The 22,233-nt window shown below is 68.4% G+C and carries 19 protein-coding genes; 14 read left to right on the top strand and 5 right to left on the bottom strand.

Annotated elements, in window-relative coordinates; translation table 11 throughout:
- Nucleotides 1-49 precede the first annotated feature (49 nt).
- The 3 genes from ASC79_RS00890 to ASC79_RS00900 are packed head-to-tail and all read left to right on the top strand — an operon-like array spanning nucleotide 50 to nucleotide 4,206.
- Nucleotides 50-1,462, top strand: coding sequence for an efflux transporter outer membrane subunit (locus tag ASC79_RS00890; protein WP_056018329.1), 1,413 nt, complete (start codon nucleotides 50-52; stop codon nucleotides 1,460-1,462).
- A gap of 38 nt (nucleotides 1,463-1,500) precedes the next feature.
- Entirely contained in the window at nucleotides 1,501-2,661 is a 1,161-nt protein-coding gene (locus ASC79_RS00895; RefSeq protein ID WP_056018331.1) for an HlyD family efflux transporter periplasmic adaptor subunit, read from the top strand.
- Nucleotides 2,662-2,673: 12 nt separating this feature from the next.
- Nucleotides 2,674-4,206: a DHA2 family efflux MFS transporter permease subunit gene (locus ASC79_RS00900; protein ID WP_304437876.1), complete on the top strand. Its 1,533-nt coding sequence runs from the start codon at nucleotides 2,674-2,676 to the stop codon at nucleotides 4,204-4,206.
- Here ASC79_RS00900 and ASC79_RS00905 read toward each other — a convergent pair.
- Entirely contained in the window at nucleotides 4,203-4,844 is a 642-nt protein-coding gene (locus tag ASC79_RS00905) for a TetR/AcrR family transcriptional regulator (RefSeq protein WP_056018335.1), read from the bottom strand. The genes ASC79_RS00900 and ASC79_RS00905 overlap by 4 nt on opposite strands.
- A gap of 145 nt (nucleotides 4,845-4,989) precedes the next feature.
- Between ASC79_RS00905 and ASC79_RS00910 the strand changes: the two genes are divergently transcribed.
- Complete coding sequence (locus ASC79_RS00910; protein WP_056018337.1) at nucleotides 4,990-7,365, top strand: TonB-dependent receptor; 2,376 nt, start codon at nucleotides 4,990-4,992, stop codon at nucleotides 7,363-7,365.
- A 31-nt stretch (nucleotides 7,366-7,396) separates the two neighbouring features.
- On the top strand, nucleotides 7,397-8,689 hold the full coding sequence (locus ASC79_RS00915; protein WP_056018339.1) for a hypothetical protein: 1,293 nt from the start codon (nucleotides 7,397-7,399) through the stop codon (nucleotides 8,687-8,689).
- Nucleotides 8,690-8,713: 24 nt separating this feature from the next.
- On the opposite strand, the gene ASC79_RS00920 is transcribed toward ASC79_RS00915, so the two are convergent.
- Nucleotides 8,714-10,885: a lytic transglycosylase domain-containing protein gene (locus tag ASC79_RS00920; protein WP_235528700.1), complete on the bottom strand. Its 2,172-nt coding sequence runs from the start codon at nucleotides 10,883-10,885 to the stop codon at nucleotides 8,714-8,716.
- Between the two features lie 125 nt (nucleotides 10,886-11,010).
- Here ASC79_RS00920 and dapA point away from each other — a divergent pair, with 125 nt between their 5' ends.
- The 3 genes from dapA to ASC79_RS00935 are packed head-to-tail and all read left to right on the top strand — an operon-like array spanning nucleotide 11,011 to nucleotide 13,077.
- Nucleotides 11,011-11,895 carry a 4-hydroxy-tetrahydrodipicolinate synthase gene (gene dapA, locus ASC79_RS00925; RefSeq protein ID WP_056020857.1) on the top strand — a complete coding sequence of 295 codons (885 nt, stop codon included), beginning with the start codon at nucleotides 11,011-11,013 and terminating at the stop codon, nucleotides 11,893-11,895.
- Nucleotides 11,895-12,350, top strand: coding sequence for an SsrA-binding protein SmpB (smpB, locus tag ASC79_RS00930; protein ID WP_056018342.1), 456 nt, complete (start codon nucleotides 11,895-11,897; stop codon nucleotides 12,348-12,350). The genes dapA and smpB overlap by 1 nt, the downstream gene beginning before the upstream one ends.
- Nucleotides 12,343-13,077 carry a GNAT family N-acetyltransferase gene (locus ASC79_RS00935; protein WP_056018345.1) on the top strand — a complete coding sequence of 245 codons (735 nt, stop codon included), beginning with the start codon at nucleotides 12,343-12,345 and terminating at the stop codon, nucleotides 13,075-13,077. Before smpB ends, ASC79_RS00935 begins: the two co-directional genes overlap by 8 nt.
- Here the strand turns inward: ASC79_RS00935 and ASC79_RS00940 are convergent.
- Both ASC79_RS00940 and ASC79_RS00945 read right to left on the bottom strand, forming a co-directional pair.
- Nucleotides 13,074-13,721 (bottom strand): uracil-DNA glycosylase, encoded by a 648-nt coding sequence (locus ASC79_RS00940; protein WP_056018348.1) that lies wholly within the window; start codon nucleotides 13,719-13,721, stop codon nucleotides 13,074-13,076. The two genes, ASC79_RS00935 and ASC79_RS00940, sit on opposite strands and share 4 nt — an antisense overlap.
- Nucleotides 13,721-14,317: an NYN domain-containing protein gene (locus tag ASC79_RS00945; protein ID WP_056018351.1), complete on the bottom strand. Its 597-nt coding sequence runs from the start codon at nucleotides 14,315-14,317 to the stop codon at nucleotides 13,721-13,723. The genes ASC79_RS00940 and ASC79_RS00945 overlap by 1 nt, the downstream gene beginning before the upstream one ends.
- A 22-nt stretch (nucleotides 14,318-14,339) precedes the next feature.
- Between ASC79_RS00945 and folK the strand changes: the two genes are divergently transcribed.
- From folK to ASC79_RS00965, 4 genes are all read left to right on the top strand, one after another.
- Nucleotides 14,340-14,852 (top strand): 2-amino-4-hydroxy-6-hydroxymethyldihydropteridine diphosphokinase, encoded by a 513-nt coding sequence (gene folK / locus ASC79_RS00950; RefSeq protein WP_056018354.1) that lies wholly within the window; start codon nucleotides 14,340-14,342, stop codon nucleotides 14,850-14,852.
- 83 nt (nucleotides 14,853-14,935) lie between these two features.
- Nucleotides 14,936-15,574: an HAD hydrolase-like protein gene (locus ASC79_RS00955; protein ID WP_056018359.1), complete on the top strand. Its 639-nt coding sequence runs from the start codon at nucleotides 14,936-14,938 to the stop codon at nucleotides 15,572-15,574.
- Nucleotides 15,575-15,658: 84 nt separating this feature from the next.
- Nucleotides 15,659-16,018, top strand: coding sequence for a DNA-directed RNA polymerase subunit omega (gene rpoZ / locus ASC79_RS00960; protein WP_056018362.1), 360 nt, complete (start codon nucleotides 15,659-15,661; stop codon nucleotides 16,016-16,018).
- A gap of 95 nt (nucleotides 16,019-16,113) precedes the next feature.
- Nucleotides 16,114-18,282, top strand: coding sequence for a bifunctional (p)ppGpp synthetase/guanosine-3',5'-bis(diphosphate) 3'-pyrophosphohydrolase (locus ASC79_RS00965; RefSeq protein WP_056018365.1), 2,169 nt, complete (start codon nucleotides 16,114-16,116; stop codon nucleotides 18,280-18,282).
- A gap of 35 nt (nucleotides 18,283-18,317) precedes the next feature.
- Here the strand turns inward: ASC79_RS00965 and ASC79_RS00970 are convergent, their stop codons facing one another.
- Nucleotides 18,318-18,755: a CBS domain-containing protein gene (locus ASC79_RS00970; protein ID WP_056018368.1), complete on the bottom strand. Its 438-nt coding sequence runs from the start codon at nucleotides 18,753-18,755 to the stop codon at nucleotides 18,318-18,320.
- 483 nt (nucleotides 18,756-19,238) lie between these two features.
- Between ASC79_RS00970 and ASC79_RS00975 the strand changes: the two genes are divergently transcribed.
- Both ASC79_RS00975 and ASC79_RS00980 read left to right on the top strand, forming a co-directional pair.
- A complete protein-coding gene (locus ASC79_RS00975) occupies nucleotides 19,239-20,966 on the top strand; it encodes an amidohydrolase family protein (protein WP_056018371.1) in 1,728 nt (575 codons plus the stop codon).
- Entirely contained in the window at nucleotides 20,960-22,225 is a 1,266-nt protein-coding gene (locus ASC79_RS00980; protein ID WP_056826567.1) for an amidase, read from the top strand. The genes ASC79_RS00975 and ASC79_RS00980 overlap by 7 nt, the downstream gene beginning before the upstream one ends.
- Nucleotides 22,226-22,233: the final 8 nt, after the last annotated feature.

Below are 22,233 nucleotides of genomic sequence, written 5' to 3' on the forward strand. Positions count from 1 at the left end.
ACGGTTTTCTAGACCGTGCGTCACTCCAGTCGATTTCTCGAGACGCGGCATGGCACGCCTGATCCTTCCCCCCGTGACGGCGGCCCTCCTATTGGCGGGCTGCGCGGCCGTTCCCGACCTTGGTCCAGCCCCCCAGGTCAGGCCGGCGCAGGCCTATGCCGCAACTTCGAGTTTCGAGGCTCCTCCCGTGGAGTGGCCAGCCGACCAGTGGTGGAAGAGCTATGGCGACGCCCAGCTCGACACCCTGGTCGACGAGGCGCTGGCCGGGGCTCCAAGCCTTGTCCAGGCGCAGGCCCGGGTGCGGGCGGCGCAGGCCAGGGCCCAGCAGAGCCGTGCGGCGCTGCTGCCCAGCGCGACGCTGAACGCCCAGGCCGCGCAGGCCAAGCAGAGCTACAACAACGGCATTCCCCCGGCCTTCGTGCCGGAGGGCTACAACGACACGGGCCGGGCGACGTTCGACCTGTCGTTCGACCTCGATCTCTGGGGCAAGAACCGCGCGGCTCTGGCGGCCGCCACCTCGGAGGCCACAGCGGCTGACATGGACGCCGCCCAGGCGCGGCTGGTGCTGACGACCTCGGTGGTCGGCGCCTATGCCGAGCTGTCGCGGGCGTTCGCCGCGCAAGAGGCGGCCGTGCAGGCCCAGACCAATCGCGAGGCGACGCGCAAGCTCGTCGCCCAGCGCGTCGAGAACGGCGCGGCCAATACGGGCGAGCTGCGGCAGGCTGAATCTGGTCTCGCCAGCGCCGACCAGGACCTGGCGGCGGCGCGTGAGCAAGTCGGCCTGGCGCGCGACCAGATCGCCGCGCTGCTGGGCGCCGGCCCCGATCGCGGCCTTTCGATCACCCGCCCCGAAGCGCCTGCAGTCCAGGACTTCGGTCTGCCGAGCAATCTGGCGGCTGACCTGCTGGGACGACGCCCGGATATCGCCGCGGCGCGCCTGCGGGCCGAAGCGGCCGGAAAGCGCATCGATGTGGCGCGGAAGTCCTTCTATCCCAACGTAAATCTGGCCGGCTTCATCGGCGCCCAATCGCTGGGCCTGGACCTGCTGACCGACAGCGGCTCGGACGTCGGCCAGGCTGGCCTGGCGCTCAGCCTGCCCATCTTCCAGGGCGGCCGGTTGTCGGGCGCCTATCGCGGCGCGCGGGCCGAATATGACGCCGCGGTCGCCGCCTATGACGCCACCCTGGTGCAGGCGTTGAAAGAGGTGGCCGACGCCGCCGTCAGCGAACGCGCCCTGGCCACCCGCCTGACCGCCGCCCGCGAGGCGCTGGCCAAGGGTGAGGAAGCCTATCGCATCGCCAAGATGCGCTACGAGGGCGGCCTCGACTCCTACACTGCGGTGCTGAGCGCCGAGAACGCCGTGATCCTCCAGCGGCGGGCCGCCGCCGACCTGGAATCTCGCGCACTCACCCTCGATGCGGCCCTGGTCCGCGCCCTGGGCGGCGGCTTCAGAGCCGCCTGACCCGCAATCCTTTCCGTCCTCCCCCGGATAAGTCTCCCATGCCCGACGATATCGGATCCCAGCCTCAAGCCGTGGCCGCAGCGGCCGCTCCCGCGCCGTCGCGCGCCGCCAACGGCGCGCGCCGCAAGCGCCTGTTCATGATCCTGGGCGGGGTGGTCCTCGCCGGCGCCGTGATCTGGGGGCTCTACTATTTCCTGGTCGGTTCGCGCCATGTGACCACCGACAACGCCTATGTGAACGCCGACACTGCGCAGGTGACGGCGCTGGTCGCCGGACCGATCCTGCAGGCGCCAGTCGGCGAGACCAGCGTGGTCAAGACCGGGCAGGTGATCGCGGTCATCGAGCCGGCCGACTACCAGTTGGCCGTCGATCGCGCCCGGGCCGAGCTTGGCCAGGCGCAGCGCCGAGTGGGCCAATACTTCGCCAACGACGAGGCGCTCGGCGCCCAGACCGCGGCGCGCACCGCCGACGTCGCGCGCGCCGAGGCGATGCTGGCGAGCGCCAGGTCCGACTATGCGCGGGCCGAGGTCGAGTACGGCCGCCGCCGCAACCTGTCGGCGTCCGGCGCGGTGTCGGGCGACGAGTTGACCCAGGCCGAGAACCGTTATCAGGCCGCCAAGGCCGCGCTGAGCGCCGCACAGGCCGGGCTCGCCCAGGCCAAGGCCACCGCGGCGCAGTCCGCCGGCCAGCAGAAGGCCGCCAACGCCCTGGTCGCCGGCGCCAGCGCCGAAGGCAACCCCGAGGTCGCCGCGGCCCGCGCCAAGCTGGCCCAGGCCGAGCTGGACCTGGCCCGCACCACCATCCGCTCGCCCGTCGACGGCGTCGTGGCCCGCAAGAGCGTGGTCGTCGGGCAGAAGGTCGCCAACGGCGCGCCGGTGATGAGCATCGTGCCGATCCAGACCGCCTATGTGGACGCCAACTTCAAGGAAGTGCAGCTGCGCAAGGTGCGGCCCGGCCAGCCGGTCGAGCTGACCAGCGACCTCTACGGCAAGGGCGTAAAGTTCCACGGCAAGGTCTCCGGCCTTGGCGGCGGCACAGGCTCGGCGTTCGCGCTGATCCCGGCCCAGAACGCCACCGGCAACTGGATCAAGGTGGTCCAGCGCGTGCCCGTCCGCATCACCCTGGATCCCAAGGAACTGGCCGAGCATCCGCTGCGCGTCGGCCTGTCCATGGAAGCCGTGATCGACATCTCCAAGTAAGGGGCCGGGCCTGTGAGCCAGAGCCAATCGACGCCGGCGCCCCTGACCGGGATGGCGCTGCTGGTGACCGGGCTGCTGCTCGGCCTGGCCAACTTCATGGTGGTGCTGGACATCACCATCGCCAATGTGGCGGTGCCGCACATCGCCGGCGGGCTGGCGGTTTCGCCGAGCCAGGGCACCTGGGTCATCACATCCTACGCGGTGGCCGAGGCCATCACCGTGCCGCTGTCGGGCTGGCTGGCCCAGCGTTTCGGGGCCGTGAAGGTGTTCGTCTTCGGCCTGGTCGGGTTCGGGGTCTGCTCGATCCTCTGCGGCCTGGCGCCGACCTTCGGCTTCCTGGTGTTCGCGCGCGTGCTGCAGGGCCTCTGCGGCGGCCCGATCATGCCGATGTCGCAGACCCTGTTGCTTCAGATCTTCCCCAAGGAGAAGGCGCCGCAGGCTCTGGGCCTGTGGAGCATGACCACGGTTGTCGGGCCGATCGCCGGGCCGATCCTGGGCGGCACGATCTCCGACACCATCGGCTGGCACTGGATCTTCTTCATCAACATCCCCGTCGCCTTCGGGGTGGCGTTCCTGGCCTACCGGGCGCTGCTGAAGCACCAGGGGCCGACCCGCCGGGTGCCGGTCGACTATGTCGGCCTGGGGCTGTTGATCCTCTGGGTCGGGTCGCTGCAGGTCATGCTCGACACCGGCAAGGAGCACGACTGGTTCTCCTCGCCGTTCATCATCGGCCTGGCGATCGTGGCGGCGGTGGGCTTCGCGGCCTTCCTGATCTGGGAGCTGACGGTCGAGAACCCGATCGTGAACCTGAAGGTGTTCCGCCACCGCGGCTATACGGTCGGAGTCACGACGCTAAGTCTGACGTTCGGGGCGTTCTTCGCCAGCGTGGTGATCCTGCCGCTCTGGCTGCAGACCAACATGGGTTACACAGCCACCTGGGCCGGCTACGCCGCCGCATTCCAGGGTGTGCTGGCGGTGGTGATGTCGCCGATCGTGGCGAGCCAGGTCGCCAAGCGCGACCCACGGGCGCTGGTTTCTTTCGGGGTGTTCTGGATGGCGGGCGTCGCCATCTGGCGCAGTCACTTCGCCACCAACGCCGACTTCATGGCCATCGCCTTGCCGCAACTGGCGCTGGGCTTCGCCATGCCGTTCTTCTTCATCCCGACCCAGAGCATCGCCCTGGGCGCCGTGGACCCCGAGGAGACCGCGGCCGCGGCCGGCATCGCCAACTTCCTGCGCGTGGTGGCGGGCGCCTTCGCGACCTCGCTGATGACCACGTCGTGGGAGAACGAGGCCAGCGCCATGCGCTCGGAACTGGTCGGAGCGTTGAACCAGCCGCAGGCGGCGCTGGAGGGCATGACGGCGCAGGGCTTCTCGCCCGAGCAGGCGCTAAGACAGCTGGAGGGGCTGGTGCAGAGCCAGGCCGTGATGCTGTCGACCAACCTGATGTTCCTGACCACGGCCGTGGTGTTCGTGGTCGCAGCGACGACGATCTGGCTGGCGCCGCGCCCGACACGCGCGGCCGCGCCGGGCGGCGGACACTAAGCCGAGCTCGCCGGCCGCTTCCTGAGTATGGCGCGGCCGGCGAGCAGCGCCTGGTCGACGATCTGCTCGACCTGGGCGAGCTTGAGCTTCTGGCTTTGCAGGCCGGCGCGGAACAGCACCGCGCCGACCATGTTGTCGACCAGGCCGGAAACCTCGTCGGCGGACAGGGCTCCGTTCAGCGCCGCATCCAGCGCGACCATGTAGGGGCGACGTTCGCGCTCGTAGAGGGCGTCGAGGGCGGCCGACAGCTCCGGATCGCGGCGACGGGCCTGGCTGAGTTCGGGCGTGGCGACGCCGGCGGGCCCGCCCAGGTGGCGCACGAAGCCCCACAGGTTCTCGATCAACACGGTCCGTGGCGGGACATGATCGGGCAGGGCCGGGTCCGTGTCGCGGGCGGCGTTGTCGAGCATCCAGATGATCAGCTCGCGCTTGTTGGCGAAGCGCCGGTAAAGGGCAGGGCGGCTGCACCCTGCGCGCTCGGCCAGCTCTTCGAAGGCCATGCCGGCATAGCCGCGCTCGGCCAGCAGCGCCCAGCCGGCCTGCATGATCGCCGGTTCCATGGACTCGTCACGCGGACGGCCGCGGCCGCGACGCGGCTGCATCGTCTGATCCTGGTGGCTGTCGTCGTCACGTAGCATCGGCGTCGCAAAACCATCATTCAATATCGTTACACGCCCGGAACGTAAATCGATACGGCAAGGGGCGTCAATCATGTCGAGTGAGTTCTCTGGATACGCGCAATCGGCGCGGCGCGGGGGCCGAGGCCGCCGCGCGGCTGGCCTGATGTCGCTGGCGTCGGTGCTGCTGATGGCTGCGCCGGCCCTGGCTGAAGAGGCCGACCTGCCAGGTACGCTGGAGGAGGTGATCGTCACCGCCCAGAAGCGCGCGGAGGCGCTGGAGGACGTTCCGATCGCCATTTCGGCCTTCGGCGGCCGGACGATCGAGCGGATGCGCCTGCGTTCGATCGAGGAGGTGGCGAGCCTGGCCCCGAGCACGAACTACAAGAACCAGAGCCCTGCGGCGCCCAGCATCAGCATTCGCGGCATCACCTCGGACGAGTCGGGGGCAGGGTCGGAATCGGCGGTCTCCACCTATCTCGACGGCGTGGACATCAGCCGCCGGGAAGGCGCGCAGATGGCCATCTACGACATGGACCGGATCGAGATCGTACGCGGTCCGCAGGGGACGCTGTTCGGCACGGCCTCGCAGATCGGCGGCCTCTCGCTGATCACCCGCAAGCCGCAGGACGAGTTCGGCGGCTATGTGAGCGGCGCCGTCGGAAACCTGGACTATCGACGTGCGGAGGGCGCGCTGAACCTGCCGGTGTCGGACGTGGCCGGGTTCCGGATCGCGGGGTTCCACGAGCAGCGCAAGGGGTACATCGAGAACAAGGCCGCCGCCGGCGGGGATGCGCGCGACTACATGGGGTTGGACACGACGGCGGCGCGGGCCTCGTTCAAGTTCGAACCGAACGACCGCTTCAGCGCCACCCTGATCGGCTATGTGCAGCACGACAATCCGACGGGCACGCAGTTCACGAGCTTTACGATACCCACCCCGAGCCTGGGCCTGGCCGATCCCTACAAGGAAACCTACCAGGCGCCGCGCCAGCCGTCGAAATTCGAGCGGAACGTCTATGGCGGCACGCTGCTGATCGAGGCCGAGCTGAACGACAGCCTCAGCTTCTCGTCTATCACCGGGTACCGAGAGTACGACTACCAGCAGTACTTCGACCTGGACGGCGGCTTCATTCCGTTCGTCGACAGCGACATCGCCAACGAGACCTCCAGCTTCTACCAGGAGGCGCGGTTCAACTTCTCGGCCGGCGAGCGCCTGAAGGGCTTTGCGGGCGTCAGCTACATCCGCGACGCGGTGGACGAGACCATCGGCCTGACGTTCAGCGAACCGATCTTCGGGATCCTTCAGTCCGGGGTGTGGGTGCTGCCCAACGGCCAGCCGAACCAGCTGGTGCTGCCGGCGTCGCTGGGGATCACCCTGGACCCGAACCGACGCGAGTATCGCGAACAGAAGGGCCGCAAGGCCGACACCTCGGCCTTCGTGGACCTGACCTATGACCTGACGGACCAACTGACGATCAATGGCGGCGCCCGCTATGTGCGCAACGAGCGGCGGTTCGTCTCCAACCAGCCGGCGGTGGGGCAGTCGGGCCTGATCAAGCTGGGCGTCTACAACTCGGTTTCGACCGCGGTGGCCGCCAGGTTCGTGGCCTTGGATCCGAGCTTCAGCGCCACGAACCAGCGCCATCCGCTGTTCGCGACCTACTATTCAGCGCTGCAGGCGGCGCTGCCCGGCGCGTATGCCGCCGCGCCGAAGAACCTGATGTTCGCAGCGACCAATGGAGCGCTGGACGGCGAGGCGGACTTCGACGCGGTGCTGCCGCGCCTGTCGGTCCAATACGACTTCGGCAACGGGCTCCACGCCTATGCGGGTGTGGCCAAGGGCCAGCGCTCGGGCTTCCTGCAAGCCGACAGCAACGGAGCGGTCTCGGCGGTCGATCCTGAGCAGCTCTGGAACTACGAGGTCGGGGTGAAGGGGGCGTTCGACCGGTTCCGGTTCGACACCGCCCTGTTCCACTACAGCTGGACCGACTTCCAGACGATGGAACTGATCGACCCCAGCAACCCGACCCTGGGTCAGCGAGCGGTGAACGCCGGATCGGCCAGCGCCACCGGGTTCGAGTTCGCCGGGACGTTCCTGGTCGCCAGCGGCGTCGACGCCTTCGCGAACTTCTCGTACCTCGACGCCAAGTTCGACGACTTCAAGTCGTCGGAAGGGGACTTCACCGGCCACCGCTTCCGCATCTCGCCCGAGTACCAGGCGGCGATCGGCCTGAACGCCGAACGGCCGCTGAACGGCGACCTGACCGGCTTCTTCTCAGGGCGGGTCCGCTACCAATCGAAGGTCTATTTCGACAACGAGAACGTCGCCCCGAAGATGGACAAGGGCCACGTCTTCGTCAGCGGCAACCTGGGCGTTCGCAACGAGGCTCAGGGGTGGAGCGTGCGCCTGTTCGCCGACAACTTGCTGGACGAGGAGTACCTGCTGGACGCGGGAAACTCGGGCGAGAATTTCGGCACACCGACCGCGATCGCCGGCGCGCCGCGCACCTTCGGCCTCGAGCTTGGCCTGCAGTTCTAAGCCCCTCAGCATTGCTTTCCGGAGACGTTCGATGATCGGCAAGACACGCCGCCTGGTGCTGGCCCTGATGGCCAGCGCCGCCCTGGCCGCGCCCGCGGCAGCCCTCGCCAAGGACGACAGCTTCACCTTGGCGGTGATCCCAGACACCCAGAATTACGTCGACTACACGCACCAGACGGCGGAGGGCTTTCCGTTCGATGCGCGTGAGCTGTTCTTCGAACAGATGCGCTACATCTCAGCCCGGCTGAAGGCGAATGGCGGCGACATCGCCTTTGTCACCTCGCTGGGCGACACCTGGCAGCACCAGACCAAGAAGTTCGACGAGGCCCACGCCAAGTTCGGGGTCAGCGCCGGCGTCAATCCGATCCTCGACACGCATTTCGCCCCGACCGACAAGACCCGGTCCGTCGAGATGCCTGCCGCCAAGCAGGGCTTCGAGATCATCGCCGGCCAGACGCCGTTCTCGGTCGTGCCGGGCAACCACGACTATGACGCGATGTGGACGGACTCCCGCCACCTGCCGATCAAGGACTTCATGAACCCGGGCGACCATCCGCGCGCGTATGGGATGCTGCACCCCGGCGGCCTGGACAACTGGCGCGAAGTGTTCGGCGCGCAGACGGCGTTCTTCAAGGACAAGCCGTGGTACGTGGCGTCGTACAACGGCGGGGCCGACAGCGCTCAGGTCTTCACCGCCGGCGGCTATCGGTTCCTGCACATCGGCCTGGAGATGGCGCCGGGCGACGACGTGCTGGCGTGGGCTTCGAAGGTGATCGCAGCCCATCCGGGCCTGCCGACCATCGTCAGCATCCATGACCATCTCAGCACCAATGGCGAACGGGCGCCGAATCCGATGGTCGACATGGCCATGGTGCATCCCGAGCACAACAATCCCGAGGATGTGTGGCGCAAGTTCCTGAGCCGCCACGAACAGATCTTCCTGGCGCTGAACGGGCACCAGCACGGCCAGGCCTATCGGGCCGATGCCGGCGCGGGCGGGTTCACGGTGCACCAGGTGCTGGCCGACTATCAGGACCGCGGCCAGACCGCGATCGCGGCGGGGGTGAAGGCCGCCTGGCCGGTCGGCATCGGCGACGGCTGGATGCGCTTCATGACCTTCGACCTGAGCGGAGAGACCCCGGCGATCCGGGTGCGGACCTATTCGACCCACTACAAGAAGTTCTCCGGCGAGGTTCCGGAGTACGCCGCCTGGTACCGCAAGGGCGAGCAGCCGAAGATGAGCGACCTGGAGTTCCTGGCCGCCGACGAGTTCACGATCCAGCTTGACGACTTCCGCAAGCGGTTCGCGAACGGCGCGAAGTAGAGCTCGCGCCGCGAGCGCCGGTCCCTACGGGTTGGGGATCGGCGCGTTCGATCCTCCGACCGGCAGCGGCGGCTGCGGTCCGATTGGCCCGGCGTAGCTGCCGTAGCCGCCGCGCTTGAGGTCGGCGCTCAGGGTGATCGGGGCTGAGCCGCCGGCGAGCCGGGCGCGGTAGACCTGCATCCCCTCCATCACGCGCATGACGTAGTTGCGGGTCTCCGAGAACGGGATGCACTCGACGAAGTCGATCGGGTCGGTGGCGGCGCCGCGCGGGTCACCGCAGAACACGATCCACTGCGGCGGGCGTCCGGGTCCTGCGTTGTAGGCGGCGATCGCCATCGGATACGAGCCGGAGAAGTTGTTGATCTGCCGGCCGAGAAAAGCCTGGCCCAGCTGCATGTTGTAGTCGGGCTGCCAGAGCATCGAGACGTCGTAGCTCATGCCCAGGCCGCGGGCGGTGCTGGCGGCGGTGGCCGGCAGCAGCTGCATCATCCCGCGCGCGTCGGCGCCGGAACGGGCCATCGGGTCGAAGCCGCTCTCCTGGCGGGTGATGCCGAGGGTCAGGGCCGGTTCAGGCGCGCCCGCGACCGGCGGCGGGGTGCGCAGCGGGTAGCCGCGTTCCGGCAGGATGAAGCCGCGCTGGGCGGCTGTCCGGACCACCTTCATCGAGGTGTCCTGGTCGCCATAGCCGCGCGCCAGATCGACGAGCAGGGCCTGCTCCTCGACGGTCGGCAGGATGTCGTCGAGCGCCAGCACGAAGGTCTTGAAGAGGTCGCGATTGCCGATCTCGTAGAGCAGGCGCGCGGCGCGGACCGTGTCGCGGGAATCGAAACGGGCGCGGTCGGCCTGGTTCAGTTGCGGGTCGGGGCCGAGAACCAGCGGCTGGCCGAGCTTCTCGGTGGCGAGCTGGCCATAGAAGGTCGTGTTGAACTTCGCGCCCGCGCCATAGAACGCCCTGGCCGCGGACTGATCGCCGCGCGCCTCGGCGGTGCGCCCCTGCCAATAGAAGGCTCGGCCGCGGGTGATGGGCGATTGGCCGATCTTCTCCAGATTGGCGAAATGGACGGCGGCCTGTTCGGGCTTCTTCAGCCGGGTCAGCGCGATCCAGCCGGCATAGAACTCGGCGTCGGCCGCCGGCGCGCCGGTGGTCAGGCCGCTATTGGCGGCGGCGGCGTAGGCGCCGGCCGAGTCGCCGTTGCGCAGAGCGTAGAGGATGAGGCGATAGCGCTCGGCCCAGATCCGCTCGGCCATGTCGCCGTGGGCGACGTCGGTCGGAAAATTGCGGACCGCGGCGATGGCGAGCGTCTCGAGGTTGCGCTGGCGGTAGTAGCTGGCGCGCTCGAAGGCGACGCCGGGGCTGTTGGCGAGGTTGGCGGGCAGGGCGGCGGCCATGTCGTTGGCCCCCGAGGAGCCGGAGCGATAGGCCATGCGGACCTGGGCCAGTTGCAGCTGGTCGGGCGGCAAAAGGGCGAGCATGTCGCGCGCGGCGGGCCCCTGTGCGCCGTAGAGCAGGATGTCGGTGCGGCGGACGTGGTCGTCCTGGGTCAGCATCGAGCCGAACCGCGTCAGCATGGTGCGTTGGGGTGTGACCTCGAACAGTTTGTCGCGCCAGAAGCGGCGGATCAGGTCCTGGGCGTCCTTCTGGCGGCCCGTGGCCTGGTAGGCGCTGGCCAGGGCCATGGCGCCCTCGGCGGTCTGCGGCTCGCCGCCACCGAACCAGGCGATGATCTGTTGCGGCGTCTGGCCCGAAGTCTCCAGCAGCTTCTCGGCGCCGAGCTGGCGACGGTTCGGGCGGGGCCAGCCGGCGAGGTCGCGGCGGGCCTGGTCGATCTCGAAGAATGACATCGATTCCGCGGCGGAGTCGGCGATGGCCCAGGTGGCGAGCTTCTTGGCGACAGGATCGTTCAGCGCCGCGATAGCCGAGCGCGCGGTGGTGACGTCGCCGCGCTTGGCGGCCGCCAGCGCCGAGGTAAGGGTCGCGGAATCGGTCATCGACAGGGACTGGCGGTAGGCCGTCGGCGGGGTCTGAGTCAGCTCGATCGGGCGCGGCCCCTCGGCGGGCGGGCGCTCGCTCCCCGAGAACGGCCGGTAGGGGCCCTGATCCGGCGCACCCTGAGTCGGGGCCTGCGCATTGGCCATCGTGGCCAGCAGGGCGATCGAGGCGGTGGTCAGAAACGCTTTACGGGCCTTGAACGGCAAGGTGACGAACTCCGGTCTCGGGGAAAAATGAAACTATGTTGCGGCGCGGGGGCGCCCCGCCATATTGTCCGGCCAAATCATGAGGCCGCAACAACTGGCCTCGCTTTCACGGCTTTTTGCAGACCATGTCAGATTCCTTGTTCAAGGGCGTGATGCCGGCCCTGGTGACTCCGTTCCGCGATGGCGCGGTGGACGAGAAGGCGTTTGTCGCCCTCGTCGAGCGTCAGATCGCGGGCGGCGTCCACGGCATCGTGCCCGTGGGCACGACCGGCGAGACCTCTACCCTTTCCCATGACGAGCACCGCCGGGTGGTTGAACTGGCTGTGAAGACCGCCGCCGGCCGGGTGCCTGTGGTCGCGGGCGCAGGCTCGAACTCCACCGACGAAGCGATCGAGCTGGTCCAGCACGCCAAGACCATCGGCGCGGACGCCGCCCTGGTGGTGACGCCGTACTACAATCGTCCGAACCAGGAGGGCCTCTACGCCCACTATGCGGCGATCAACGAGGCGGTTCAGCTGCCGGTGCTGGTCTACAACGTGCCGGGCCGCACCTCGGTGGACATCAGCAACGACACGCTGGCCCGGCTGTCCAAGCTGCCGAACATCGTCGGCATCAAGGACGCCACCGCCGACATGACCCGCGCCACCGTGCAGCGCCAGCTGTGCGGCGATGACTGGGTGCTGCTGTCGGGCGACGACCTGACGGCGCTGGGCTACATGGCCCACGGCGGTCACGGCTGCATCTCGGTGACGGCCAACATCGCCCCGGACCTGTGCGCCACCTTCTACAACGCCGCCTTGGGCGACGACTGGAAGACTGCGCTCTACTGGCAGGATCGCCTGTTCCGGCTGCATCGGTCGCTGTTCACCGACGCTTCGCCCGCGCCGACCAAGTTCGCCCTGTCGCATCTGGGCCTCTGCCAGGAAGACGCGCGCCTGCCCATCGTGCCGGCGTCGGAAGTCTCGCGTGCGGAGGTGCTGGCTGGGATGAGGGAAGCCGGCGTCATCTGATGTCGGGAAAGCTGATCGCAGAGAACCGCCGGGCGCGGTACGACTACTTCCTCGAAGAGACCTTCGAGGCGGGGCTGATGCTGACCGGGTCGGAGGTCAAGTCGCTGCGCAACGGCCGGGCCAACATCGCCGAGTCCTATGCCTCGGTCGAAGGCGACGAGGTCGTGCTGATCAACGCCGACATCCCGCCCTTCGCGCAGGCCAACCGCTTCAACCACGAGCCGAGACGGCACCGGAAGCTGCTGCTGCACCGCAAGCAGTTGGACAAGCTGATCGGGGCGGTGACGCGCGAGGGCCGCACGATCATCCCGACCAAGCTCTATTGGAACGAGAAGGGGCTGGCCAAGCTGGAGATCGCCTTGGCCAAGGGCAAGAAGACCCACGACAAGCGCGAAGCGACCGCCGAGCGCGACTGGCAGCGGGACAAGGCCCGCCTGCTGCGCGATCGTGGCTGACGTCGAGGCGATCGAGCGGGCGACCATCGCAGCGGTGGCGCCACGCGAGGTGCTGGAGATCGGCGGCTGGCTGCTGGCCCTGAACGAGGGCACGATCCGCCGTGCGGCGAGCGCCGTGCCGCTGAGCCATGCGCTGTCCGCCGACCCCGCCGTGTTCGACCAGATCGAGGCGGCCTACGCGGCGCACGGGTTGGCGCCGGCGTTCCGGATCGCCGACGAGCCCGGCCTGGAAGGCGTGCGGGCGGAACTGGCGCGACGCGGCTACCGCTTCGAACAGCCGACACTGGTGAAGATTGGTGCGACAGGGCCGATGATCGCGGCGTGCCGCGGCGAGGCGGCCGGCGTGGACAATGCACCCGACGCCGGCTGGGCATCTGTTTTCACGAGCGAGGGCTTCGATCCCGCCGACGGGGCGAACCGCGTCGCGGCGCTCACCCGCTCACCCGATGCTGTCTATGGCGGGGTCTCGGAAGACGGCCGGACCCTGGCGGTCGGCGTCGCCGCCTTCGGTCATGGCTGGGCCAGCGTGCATGGCATGCGCACTGACGCCTCTCGGCGGGGCGAGGGGCTGGCGGGCAGGGTGCTGGCCGGCCTGGCCGGCGCGGCGCAGGCGCGCGGCGTGGAGCGCGTGTTCCTGCAGGTCGAAGAAGGCAATACCGGCGCCCGCAGCCTCTATCGGCGGGCGGGGTTCGCGAAGGCCTGGCGCTATTTCTACTGGAGCCGTTAGGCGTCCAGCAGCTCGCGGGCGCGGCGGAAGATAGCCTCGAACATCTCGGCGGTGAGGCGGCCGGTGTTCGTGTTGAGGCGCGAGCAGTGATAGCTGTTCAGCACGATATAGGGACCGGCCTGGAACTCCGTGCCGTGGCCGGGGATGCCGGCCGAGGCCTTAAGGCCCAGGGCTTTCAGCACATTGCGGCGCGAGACGTCGCCCAGGGTGACGATGACCCTGAGGTTGGGCAGGTCCTTGAGCCGCTGGGTCAGGAACGGGCGGCAGGTGTTCTCTTCGCTGGTCTCGGGCTTGTTGCCGGGCGGGGCGCAGCGGACCGCGTTGGTGATCATGACGTCGGTGAGCACGAGGCCATCGTCGACGCGGGCGTCGAACTTGCCGTTGGCGAAGCCGGTCTTGGTCAGGGTGTCGTAGAGCATCCAGCCCGCATGGTCGCCGGTGAACGGCCGACCGGTCCGGTTGGCCCCGGTGCGGCCGGGCGCAAGGCCCGCCACCAGCAGGCGCGCGGCCGGATCGCCGAAGGACGGGGCAGGACCGTTCCACCAGTCAGGGTTCTGGGCGGCGTTCGACTGGCGATAGGCGACCAGGCGCGGGCATAGCGGGCAGTCGCGGGGCGGCTCGGAGCCCCAGAGCTCAACCGACATCAGAGCTCGGCGTCGACGTCGTGTTCGTCGCGGGCGGCGCGGCTTTCCTGGATGAAGCGGGGCAGGCGCGAGGGCCGACCGATGATGTCAGCCAGGTCCGCCAGATCCACGAAGTTGTCGGCCTGGCGGCGCAGGTCGTCGGACGCCATGGGCGGCTGCGACTTGACGGTGGAGACCACAGTAACGCGGGCGCCGCGGCGCTGAACCGCCTCGACCAGGACCCGGAAGTCCCCGTCGCCGGAGAACAGCACCAGGTGGTCGGCGTGGGCCGCCATCTCCATCATGTCGACGGCGATCTCGACGTCCATGTCGCCGCGCCAGCGCTTGCGGCCTTGGGCGTCGGTGTATTCGCGGGCCGGCTTGGTCACCAGGCGGAAGCCGTTGTAGTCGAGCCAGTCGACCAGCGGACGGATCGGCGAATACTCCTGATCCTCGACCAGGGCGGTGTAGTAGTAGGCGCGCACGAGCACGCCGCGCTTGCGGAACTCTTCCAGCAGCTTGCGATAGTCGATATCGAAGCCCAGCCCCTTGGCGGCGGAATACAGGTTCGCCCCGTCGATGAAGAGCGCCAGCCTGTCCGTGGGGTAGAAAGTCATGAGTGCGAATAATCCTGCGAAAATGTCTCTGGGCGTAAATCTGGACGATGCGGCGGTTGTCGCCTTGGGCGGTAATGTCGCCGGCGACTATGGTTCGTCCGAAGCCCTTCTCGAGGCGGCGCTCGCTCGTTTCGCGGAGGCGGGATTGCCCATCCTGCGTCGGTCGTCCTGGTGGCGCTCCGCCGCCTGGCCCGACCCGAATAATCATGAGTATCGCAACGGCGTTGTGCTTGTCGAGGCTCGGCTTTCGCCGCAGGCGCTAATCCAAACATTGTTCATGCTAGAGAGCGAATTCGGCCGCACGCGGAGTGTCCGCAACGCTCCGCGGACGCTGGATCTGGATCTCATCGCCCATGGCCGAATCATTTCCGAAGACCCGGCGCTGACCTTGCCCCACCCGCGGGCTCACGAGCGGCTGTTCGTCATGGGGCCGCTGGCCGAGATCGCGCCCGACTGGCGCCATCCAGTGCTGGGAAAGTCCGCGTCGGAACTGGCGCTGAGCGCCAGCGTCGGGCTCGATGCACGGCCGCTGTGACGCCGCAGGGGTAGCGAGCGAAGTTGACGCAACCGTCAGGGAGGTATACGGCGCGCAGCCCTTTGAAGCGGCGGGACCGGTCTGTGGGCTATCGCCTCATCATCTTCGATTTCGACGGAACGCTGGCCGACAGCGCGCCTTGGTTCATCACCGTGCTGAACAGCGTGGCGCAGCGCTTTGGGTTCCGCCAGGTCGATGAGGCGGAGATCGCGGACCTGCGCGGGCGGCCCAGCCGCGAGGTGATGCGCGCTCTGCAGTTGCCCGCCTGGAAGCTGCCGTTCATCGCCGCACACGTCCGCAAGCTTGCGGCCGCCGCGGCGCCGTCGATCGAACTTTTCCCGGGCGTCGCCGACATGCTGCGGCAGTTGGCCCAGCGAGGCGTGAAGGTGGCGATCGTCAGCTCGAACGCCGAGGCTACGGTCCGTAGGGTGCTTGGGCCGGAGCTGGCGGGGCTGGTGGCGCACTATGGCTGCGGAGCCTCCGTGTTCGGCAAGGCCGCGAAGTTCCGCGAAGTGATCCGCAAGTCCGGCGTCAGCGAGGCCGACGTGCTGAGCGTGGGCGACGAGGTTCGCGACATCGAGGCGGCCCGGAAGCTGCGTCTGGCCACCGGCGCAGTGACCTGGGGCTACGCGACGCCGGAAATTCTGCGGGCCCAACGGCCCAGCGCGATGTTCGAAACCACGGACGACGTGCTGCGCGAAGCCGGGCTCTGCGGCATCTAACCCTTCGTTCGGCGGTCTTGCGGCGTTGCACAATCGCCGCGAAGCCTCTATTTTGTTCGGTTCTACCGCACCTCTGAGGATTCCATGGCCCGCGTCACCGTCGAAGATTGCGTCGAGAAGGTCCCCAACCGCTTCAGCCTCGTGCTGCTGGCGGCGCATCGCGCCCGCGCCATTTCGGCCGGCTCCCCGCTCCTGGTCGACCGCGACAACGACAAGAACCCGGTCGTGTCGCTGCGTGAAATCGCCGACGACGTGGTGGACGCCGAAGAGCTGCGGGAAAACCTGATCGGCACGCTGCAGCGCGTCGACGAGCGTTCGGAAGCCGAGGAAGAGGCCGAAACCCTGGCCCTGCTGGCGGATCCGACCCACATGCAGATGAGCGAGCTGGAACTGGTTCGCGCGCTTCAAAGCGACCGTGACGGCGGCCAGGAGGAGCGGTACTGAGCCCGGAAGGCGCAGAACCCCTCACCGTTACGGCGGCGCCTCAACAACCGCCCGCCGATAAAATCGACGCGCCGGTCGCCAAGCAGCGGCCGAAGATGCTTCGCCAGTACGAGCTGATCGAAAAGGTCCGCTCGTACGACCCCACCGCCGACGAGGCGGTTCTGAACCGAGCCTATGTCTACGCCATGCGGATGCATGGGTCGCAGAAGCGGGCCTCGGGCGATCCCTACTTCGCACACCCGATCGAGGTGGCGGGAATCCTGACCGACTATCGGTTGGACACCGCCACCATCGTCACCGCCCTGCTGCACGACGTGATCGAGGACACCCCGGTCACGCCCGATGACATCCGGGGCCTGTTCGGCCCCGAGATCACCGAGTTGGTCGAGGGCGTCACCAAGCTCACCAAGCTGGAACTCAACAGCGAGCGGACCAAGCAGGCCGAGAACCTGCGCAAGTTCATCCTGGCGATCTCGAAGGACGTGCGCGTCCTGATGGTCAAGCTGGCCGACCGCCTGCACAACATGCGGACGCTGCAGTACATCTCCAGCCCCGCCAAGCGCGAGCGGATCGCGCGCGAGACCCTGGATATCTACGCGCCGCTGGCGCGCTCCATCGGCTGTCACCGGATCTGTTCGGAGCTGGAGGAGCTGTGCTTCGAGCACTTGAACCCGGTGGCGCGCGACGCGATCGGGCGGCGGCTGGAAGCGCTGCGGGCCGAGCAGGGCGCGGCGGTCTCGATCGTCTCGGGCGAGATCGCGGCCCGTCTTGAGGCCGCCGGCATCCCGGCGCGGGTCTTCGGGCGGGAAAAGAACCCCTATTCGATCTGGCGCAAGTTGCAGCGCAAATCGATTGGATTTTCTCAGCTTTCGGACATCTACGCCTTCCGGGTGATCGTCGATTCCGAGACTGATTGCTATGCCGCCCTGGGGGTCATCCACCGCGCCTGGCCGAGCGTGCCTGAGCGGTTCAAGGACTTCATCTCGACCCCCAAGCGCAACAACTACCGCTCGCTGCATACGACCGTGGTCGGGCCCAAGGGCATGCGGATCGAGATGCAGATCCGTACCGAGACCATGGACCGCATCGCCGAGGACGGCGTGGCGGCGCACTGGCGTTACAAGAACTCGTCCTACGGCTTCGATCCCGAGGATCAAGCGGCGGGCGGCGGGCGCGACCCGCTGGTCAACCTGCGCCACCTAGTCCAGGTGCTGGAGCATGGCGGCGACGTCGAGGAACTGGTCGAGCACGCCAAGCTCGAGATGTACCTCGACCAGGCGTTCGTGTTCACGCCGAAGGGAAAGCTGGTCAGCCTGCCGCGGGGCGCGATGCCGCTGGACTTCGCCTATGCGGTCCACACGGACGTCGGCGACACCTGCATCGGTGTGAAGATCAACGGCGAACTGAAGCCGCTGCGCACGACGCTGCAGAACGGCGACGTGGTCGAGGTGATCCGCGGGCCCAAGCCTGTGGTGCCGCCGGACTGGCGCTCGCTGACCGTGACGGGGCGCGCGCGTTCTGCGATCCGGCGGCACATCCGCCAGACCGAACGCGAGGAATTCGTTCGGCTGGGCCGCGCGACCGTGGACCAGACCTTCGAGCGGGCCGGCAAGTCGCGCAAGGACGTGCTGCTGAAGCCGTCGCTAGAGCGCTTCGCCGCGGCGACCGAGGACGACCTGTTCGAACTGGTCGGCCGCGGCCGCATTTCGCCGACCCAGGTGCTGGACGTGATCTTCCCAGGCCTCAAGGCGGCCGACCGCGAGGCCGCCGTGGCGACCCGGCGGATCGAGGGCGGCAAGGGCGCGCGGCTCTATGTGCGGGGCGGGGGGCTGACGCCCGGCGTGTCGCTGAACTTCGGCCAGTGCTGTACGCCGGTCCCGGGCGACCGCATCGTCGGAATCCTGGAGCCGGACGGCACAGGCCTGACGGTGCACACCATCGACTGCGCCCGTTTGGCTGAGTTCGAGGATCGCGAAGAGCTGTGGCGCGACCTGCAATGGACGCCGGAGGCCGAGCGCAACACCGTGACCCTGTCAAAGCTGACGGCCACGATCCGCAACGCGCCGGGGGTGTTGGGTCAGGCCTGCACGGCGATCGGCGAGGCCGGCGGCAACATCGTCAACCTGCGCATGCACAGGCGACAGTCGGACTTCTTCGATGTGGACTTCGACGTCGAGGTCAAGGATGCGCGGCACCTGACCAACATCGCGGCGGCGCTGCGGGCCTATCCCAGCATCGAGACCGTCGACCGCGCCAAGGGGTAGGCGATGCTCCCGGCCAGGGAGCATCGCCCAACATTTCAGTGGATGGACTGCGAGTGTTCGCCGCCGGGGCGCACGATGCCGCCGAGCGCCTCACCGGTGCGCGAGGTCTGGCCGATCGAGGCCAGGTCGGCCAGTGACACAATGCCGATCAGGCGCTTGTCTCGATTGAGAACAGGGAGGCGGCGGACCTGGATGTCGCCCATGTTGCGCAGCACTGCGTCGCTGTCGTCGTCCTCGTAGCAGTATTTGACTTCGCGGCTCATCACTTCGGCCACCCTGGCCTCGGGCCCCTTGCCCTGCGCCACGCCGCGCACGCAGATGTCGCGATCGGTGATCATGCCGACGAGCCGGTCGCCGTCCGCGACGGGCAGCACGCCGGCGTCTAGGTCGGCCATCATGCGGGCCGCGTCGCGAAGGGTCTCCTGGGGGCTGGCCATCTTGACGCTGCGGGTCATGCAATCGCTGACTTTCATAGCGGAACTCCGTGCCTGGGGGATGACCGGCTTGCGTCCCGGCCTCTGCGGCAAACGGCCCGCAGGGCGGGGTGTTCCTAGGGTGAAGTCGCAGCGCGCGCTGGGCGCCAGAAACAGCGAAGCCCGGGGGTCGAGGACCCGCCGGGCTTCAAGTCCGACTATCGTTTTCCATTGCTGGCTGATTTGTCGGGCTGGTTTTCGACATTCGTCTCCAACCGTCTAATCAACGGGCGACCCGCCGCCGTGGTTCCGCAAGGAAGAGAAAAAGTCCGGATCCGGCGGAAGCGAGAAAAGCCCAGAAGGCCGTGCGGCGCTTCTGGGCTTCGCGTCCGATCTGAATTTGCGTTTCGGGATCGGGCGATGTCCTGCGGACAGCTATCCAACCGATCAGTCGGCGCCTTGGTTCCCGGCTAGGTGGCGTTATGTATCGCGCGCCCGTTCTGCGGGCCTGACACGGCGCAGATTCTCCCATTTCATGGCGGCATGCAAAAGCCGCTCGTCCTCGCCGCCCTGTTGCTCGCCTCCACCGCCAGCCAGGCGAAGTCGCCGCCGGCCTACGACGTGCTGATCCGCAACGCCGAGATCTATGACGGATCGGGCCAGGCGCCTTTCAAGGGCGAGGTCGCGATCTTCGAGGATCGGATCGCCTATGTGGGGCCCAAGGCTCCCGAGAGCGCTCGGACCGAGATCGACGCGGGCGGCAAGGCGGTGTCGCCGGGCTTCATCAACATGCTGTCCTGGGCGACGGAGAGCCTGATCGCCGACCCGCGAGGGCTGTCGGACCTCAAGCAGGGCGTGACTCTGGAGGTTATGGGCGAGGGGACGTCGATGGGGCCGCTGAGCCCCGACATGAAGCGGCTGGAAACCCAGCGCATGGGCGACATCAAGTATGACATCGCCTGGACGAGCCTTGATGAATACCTCTCGTGGCTGACCAAGCGGGGCTCGGCGCTGAACGTTGCGTCCTTCGTCGGCGCGGCGACGGTGCGTGAGCACGTGCTGGGCGAGGGGGATGTCGATCCGACGCCCGAGCAGCTGGCCGCCATGCGCAAGCTGGTGGTCGAGGCGATGCAGGATGGGGCGCTGGGGGTCGGCTCGTCGCTCATCTATGCGCCTGCGAGCTATGCGGAGACGCCTGAGCTGGTCGCCCTGGCGAGGGAGGCTGGGCGTTGCGGCGGCATCTATATCAGCCACATGCGGTCCGAAGCCGACCGGCTGTTGGAGGCGATCGACGAACTGATCGCGATCTCCGAGCAATCAGGCGCGCCGGCTGAGATCTATCACCTGAAGCAGGCCGGCAAGGCGAACTGGGCCAAGCTGGAGCCGGCCATCGCCCGGATCGAGGCGGCGCGGGCGGCGGGTCACCGGATCACTGCCGATATGTATACCTACACCGCCGGCTCGACGGGTCTGGACGCGGCCATGCCGCCGTGGGTGCAGGCGGGCGGCGTTGAAACCTGGATCGGGCGGCTGAAGGACCCGGCGACACGGGCCAAGGTCATCGCCGAGATGCGGCAGGAGAAGCCGGACTTCGAGAACCTCTATCGCCACGCCGGGGCGGAGGGGACGCTGCTGGTCGGGTTCAAGAACCCGGCGATGAAGAGCCTGACGGGCAAGACGCTGGCGCAGGTGGCCAAGGCTCGCGGCGTGTCGCCCGAAGACGCGGCGATCGATCTGGTCATCGAGGACGGCAGCCGAGTCCAGGTGGTCTACTTCCTGATGTCCGAGGAGAACGTCGCCCGGCAGACGGCGCTGCCTTGGATGAGTTTCGGATCGGATGCGTCCGCTCAGGCGCCGGAGGGCGTGTTCCTGAAGTCCAGCACCCATCCGCGCGCCTATGGCAACTTCGCGCGGCTGCTGGGCAAGTACGTGCGCGAGGACAAGACCACGACGCTGGCCGACGCGGTTCGACGGCTGTCGGCGTTTCCAGCACAGAACCTGGGATTGAAGGACCGCGGGATGCTGAAGGCGGGCTACTACGCCGACTTGGTCGTGTTCGACCCGAAGACGGTCGGCGACGTCGGGACGTATGAACAGCCCAAGCAGTTCGCGGTGGGCGTGAGCGACGTCTTCGTCAACGGCAAGCAGGCGCTGAAGAACGGCGAGCCTACGGGGCAGTTGGCCGGGCAGGTGGTGCGCGGACGAGGCTGGAGCGGGTGGAGCGATGGCGGCTGCCGCGCCACCGCCAAGGATTGGAGCTGGGCATGGTGAGCGTTAGCGAGCGGCGCAGGCTGGGCGAACGGCTGCACGCCTTCACCCAGGTGTTCGATCCGCCGCTTGGCGGCGGGCAGGGACCTAGCTTTGCGATCAAGGACCTGATCGACGTGGCCGGGGCGCCGACGGGCGGCGGCGGCGTCGTTCCGCTGGACCCCGCTCCGGCGCAGCACGCGGCGGTGGTGCAGCAGTTGCTGGACGCCGGATATGTGGCTGTCGGCAAGACCCACACGGTGGAGCTGGCCTTCGGGGGATGGGGCACCAACCGCGCGGTCGGCGCGCCCTGGAATCCGTGGGATGCGGCGGTGCACCGGGCGCCTGGCGGCTCGTCGAGCGGTTCGGCGGTGGCGGTGGCGAGCGGGCTTTGCGACGTGGCCCTGGGGACCGACACCGGCGGGTCGATCCGCATACCTGCCGCAGCCTGTGGGGTGGTGGGCCTGAAGCCTGGGCGAGGGCTGGTTTCCACCCGCGGCGTGCATGACCTTGCGCCCAGCCTCGACACGGTCGGGCCGCTGGCGCGTTCGGTGGCGGACGCCGCGCGGGTGCTGCAGGTGATATCCGGTCCAGACGGAGCGGGCGCGATCCGGCCGCGATTCGACGCCGAGGCGGCGCTGACGGCCGAGGTCCGCGGCTGGAGGGTCGCCGTGCTGCCGATGGAGGCGATGCCGACGATCGATCCGGACATCGCGGCGCTCTATCGCTCAGCCATAGCCAAGCTGGCGGACCTCGGCGTGATCATCGAGACCGCGCGCACACCCCGCCCGTTCGCGGACTATTTCATCCCCAACGGCTGGCTGATGGCCGCGGAAGGCTGGCGGGTTCGCGGCGGGCACATCGCCGTCAACGGCGAAGTCATGGACAGATGGGTGGTGAAGCGCTTCGAGGGCGGTCGAGACGTCACTGACGCCCAGCTGGCGCAGGCGCTGGCGCGGCGCGCGGCCGACCAGCGCGAGTTCCAGGACTGGATGGCGCCTTACGCGGCGCTGCTGTCGCCCACCGCGCCGATCCCCGCGCCGCCCATCGACACCGTCGACGAGACCGCATCGCCGTTCTCGGCCATGACCCGCGCCGGCAACTATCTGGACCTGCCGGCGGCCAGCGTGCCGATGGGGCTGACAGGCGAGGGCCTGCCCGCTGGGCTGCAGATCATGGGGCGAATGGCGGACGAGACTTCTGTCGTCGCCCTGGCGGCGGCGTTCGAGGCGGTGTCGGGGTGGAATGGGCGAGGGCCGGACCTGGGCGGCCTCGGCGCCTAGGGAGCCGC

The sequence above is a fragment of the Phenylobacterium sp. Root1290 genome (assembly GCF_001425305.1).
GTDB lineage: Bacteria > Pseudomonadota > Alphaproteobacteria > Caulobacterales > Caulobacteraceae > Phenylobacterium.

What these genes read in the sequence shown, in the direction of transcription:
- ASC79_RS00890 (WP_056018329.1), top strand. Translation starts at nt 50, where the DNA reads ATGGCACGCCTGATCCTTCCCCCCGTGACGGCGGCCCTCCTATTGGCG.
- ASC79_RS00895 (WP_056018331.1), top strand. Translation starts at nt 1,501, where the DNA reads ATGCCCGACGATATCGGATCCCAGCCTCAAGCCGTGGCCGCAGCGGCC.
- ASC79_RS00905 (WP_056018335.1), bottom strand. Translation starts at nt 4,844, where the DNA reads ATGCTACGTGACGACGACAGCCACCAGGATCAGACGATGCAGCCGCGT.
- ASC79_RS00910 (WP_056018337.1), top strand. Translation starts at nt 4,990, where the DNA reads ATGTCGCTGGCGTCGGTGCTGCTGATGGCTGCGCCGGCCCTGGCTGAA.
- ASC79_RS00915 (WP_056018339.1), top strand. Translation starts at nt 7,397, where the DNA reads ATGATCGGCAAGACACGCCGCCTGGTGCTGGCCCTGATGGCCAGCGCC.
- dapA (WP_056020857.1), top strand. Translation starts at nt 11,011, where the DNA reads ATGTCAGATTCCTTGTTCAAGGGCGTGATGCCGGCCCTGGTGACTCCG.
- smpB (WP_056018342.1), top strand. Translation starts at nt 11,895, where the DNA reads ATGTCGGGAAAGCTGATCGCAGAGAACCGCCGGGCGCGGTACGACTAC.
- ASC79_RS00940 (WP_056018348.1), bottom strand. Translation starts at nt 13,721, where the DNA reads ATGTCGGTTGAGCTCTGGGGCTCCGAGCCGCCCCGCGACTGCCCGCTA.
- ASC79_RS00945 (WP_056018351.1), bottom strand. Translation starts at nt 14,317, where the DNA reads ATGACTTTCTACCCCACGGACAGGCTGGCGCTCTTCATCGACGGGGCG.
- folK (WP_056018354.1), top strand. Translation starts at nt 14,340, where the DNA reads ATGTCTCTGGGCGTAAATCTGGACGATGCGGCGGTTGTCGCCTTGGGC.
- rpoZ (WP_056018362.1), top strand. Translation starts at nt 15,659, where the DNA reads ATGGCCCGCGTCACCGTCGAAGATTGCGTCGAGAAGGTCCCCAACCGC.
- ASC79_RS00965 (WP_056018365.1), top strand. Translation starts at nt 16,114, where the DNA reads ATGCTTCGCCAGTACGAGCTGATCGAAAAGGTCCGCTCGTACGACCCC.
- ASC79_RS00970 (WP_056018368.1), bottom strand. Translation starts at nt 18,755, where the DNA reads ATGAAAGTCAGCGATTGCATGACCCGCAGCGTCAAGATGGCCAGCCCC.
- ASC79_RS00975 (WP_056018371.1), top strand. Translation starts at nt 19,239, where the DNA reads ATGCAAAAGCCGCTCGTCCTCGCCGCCCTGTTGCTCGCCTCCACCGCC.
- ASC79_RS00980 (WP_056826567.1), top strand. Translation starts at nt 20,960, where the DNA reads ATGGTGAGCGTTAGCGAGCGGCGCAGGCTGGGCGAACGGCTGCACGCC.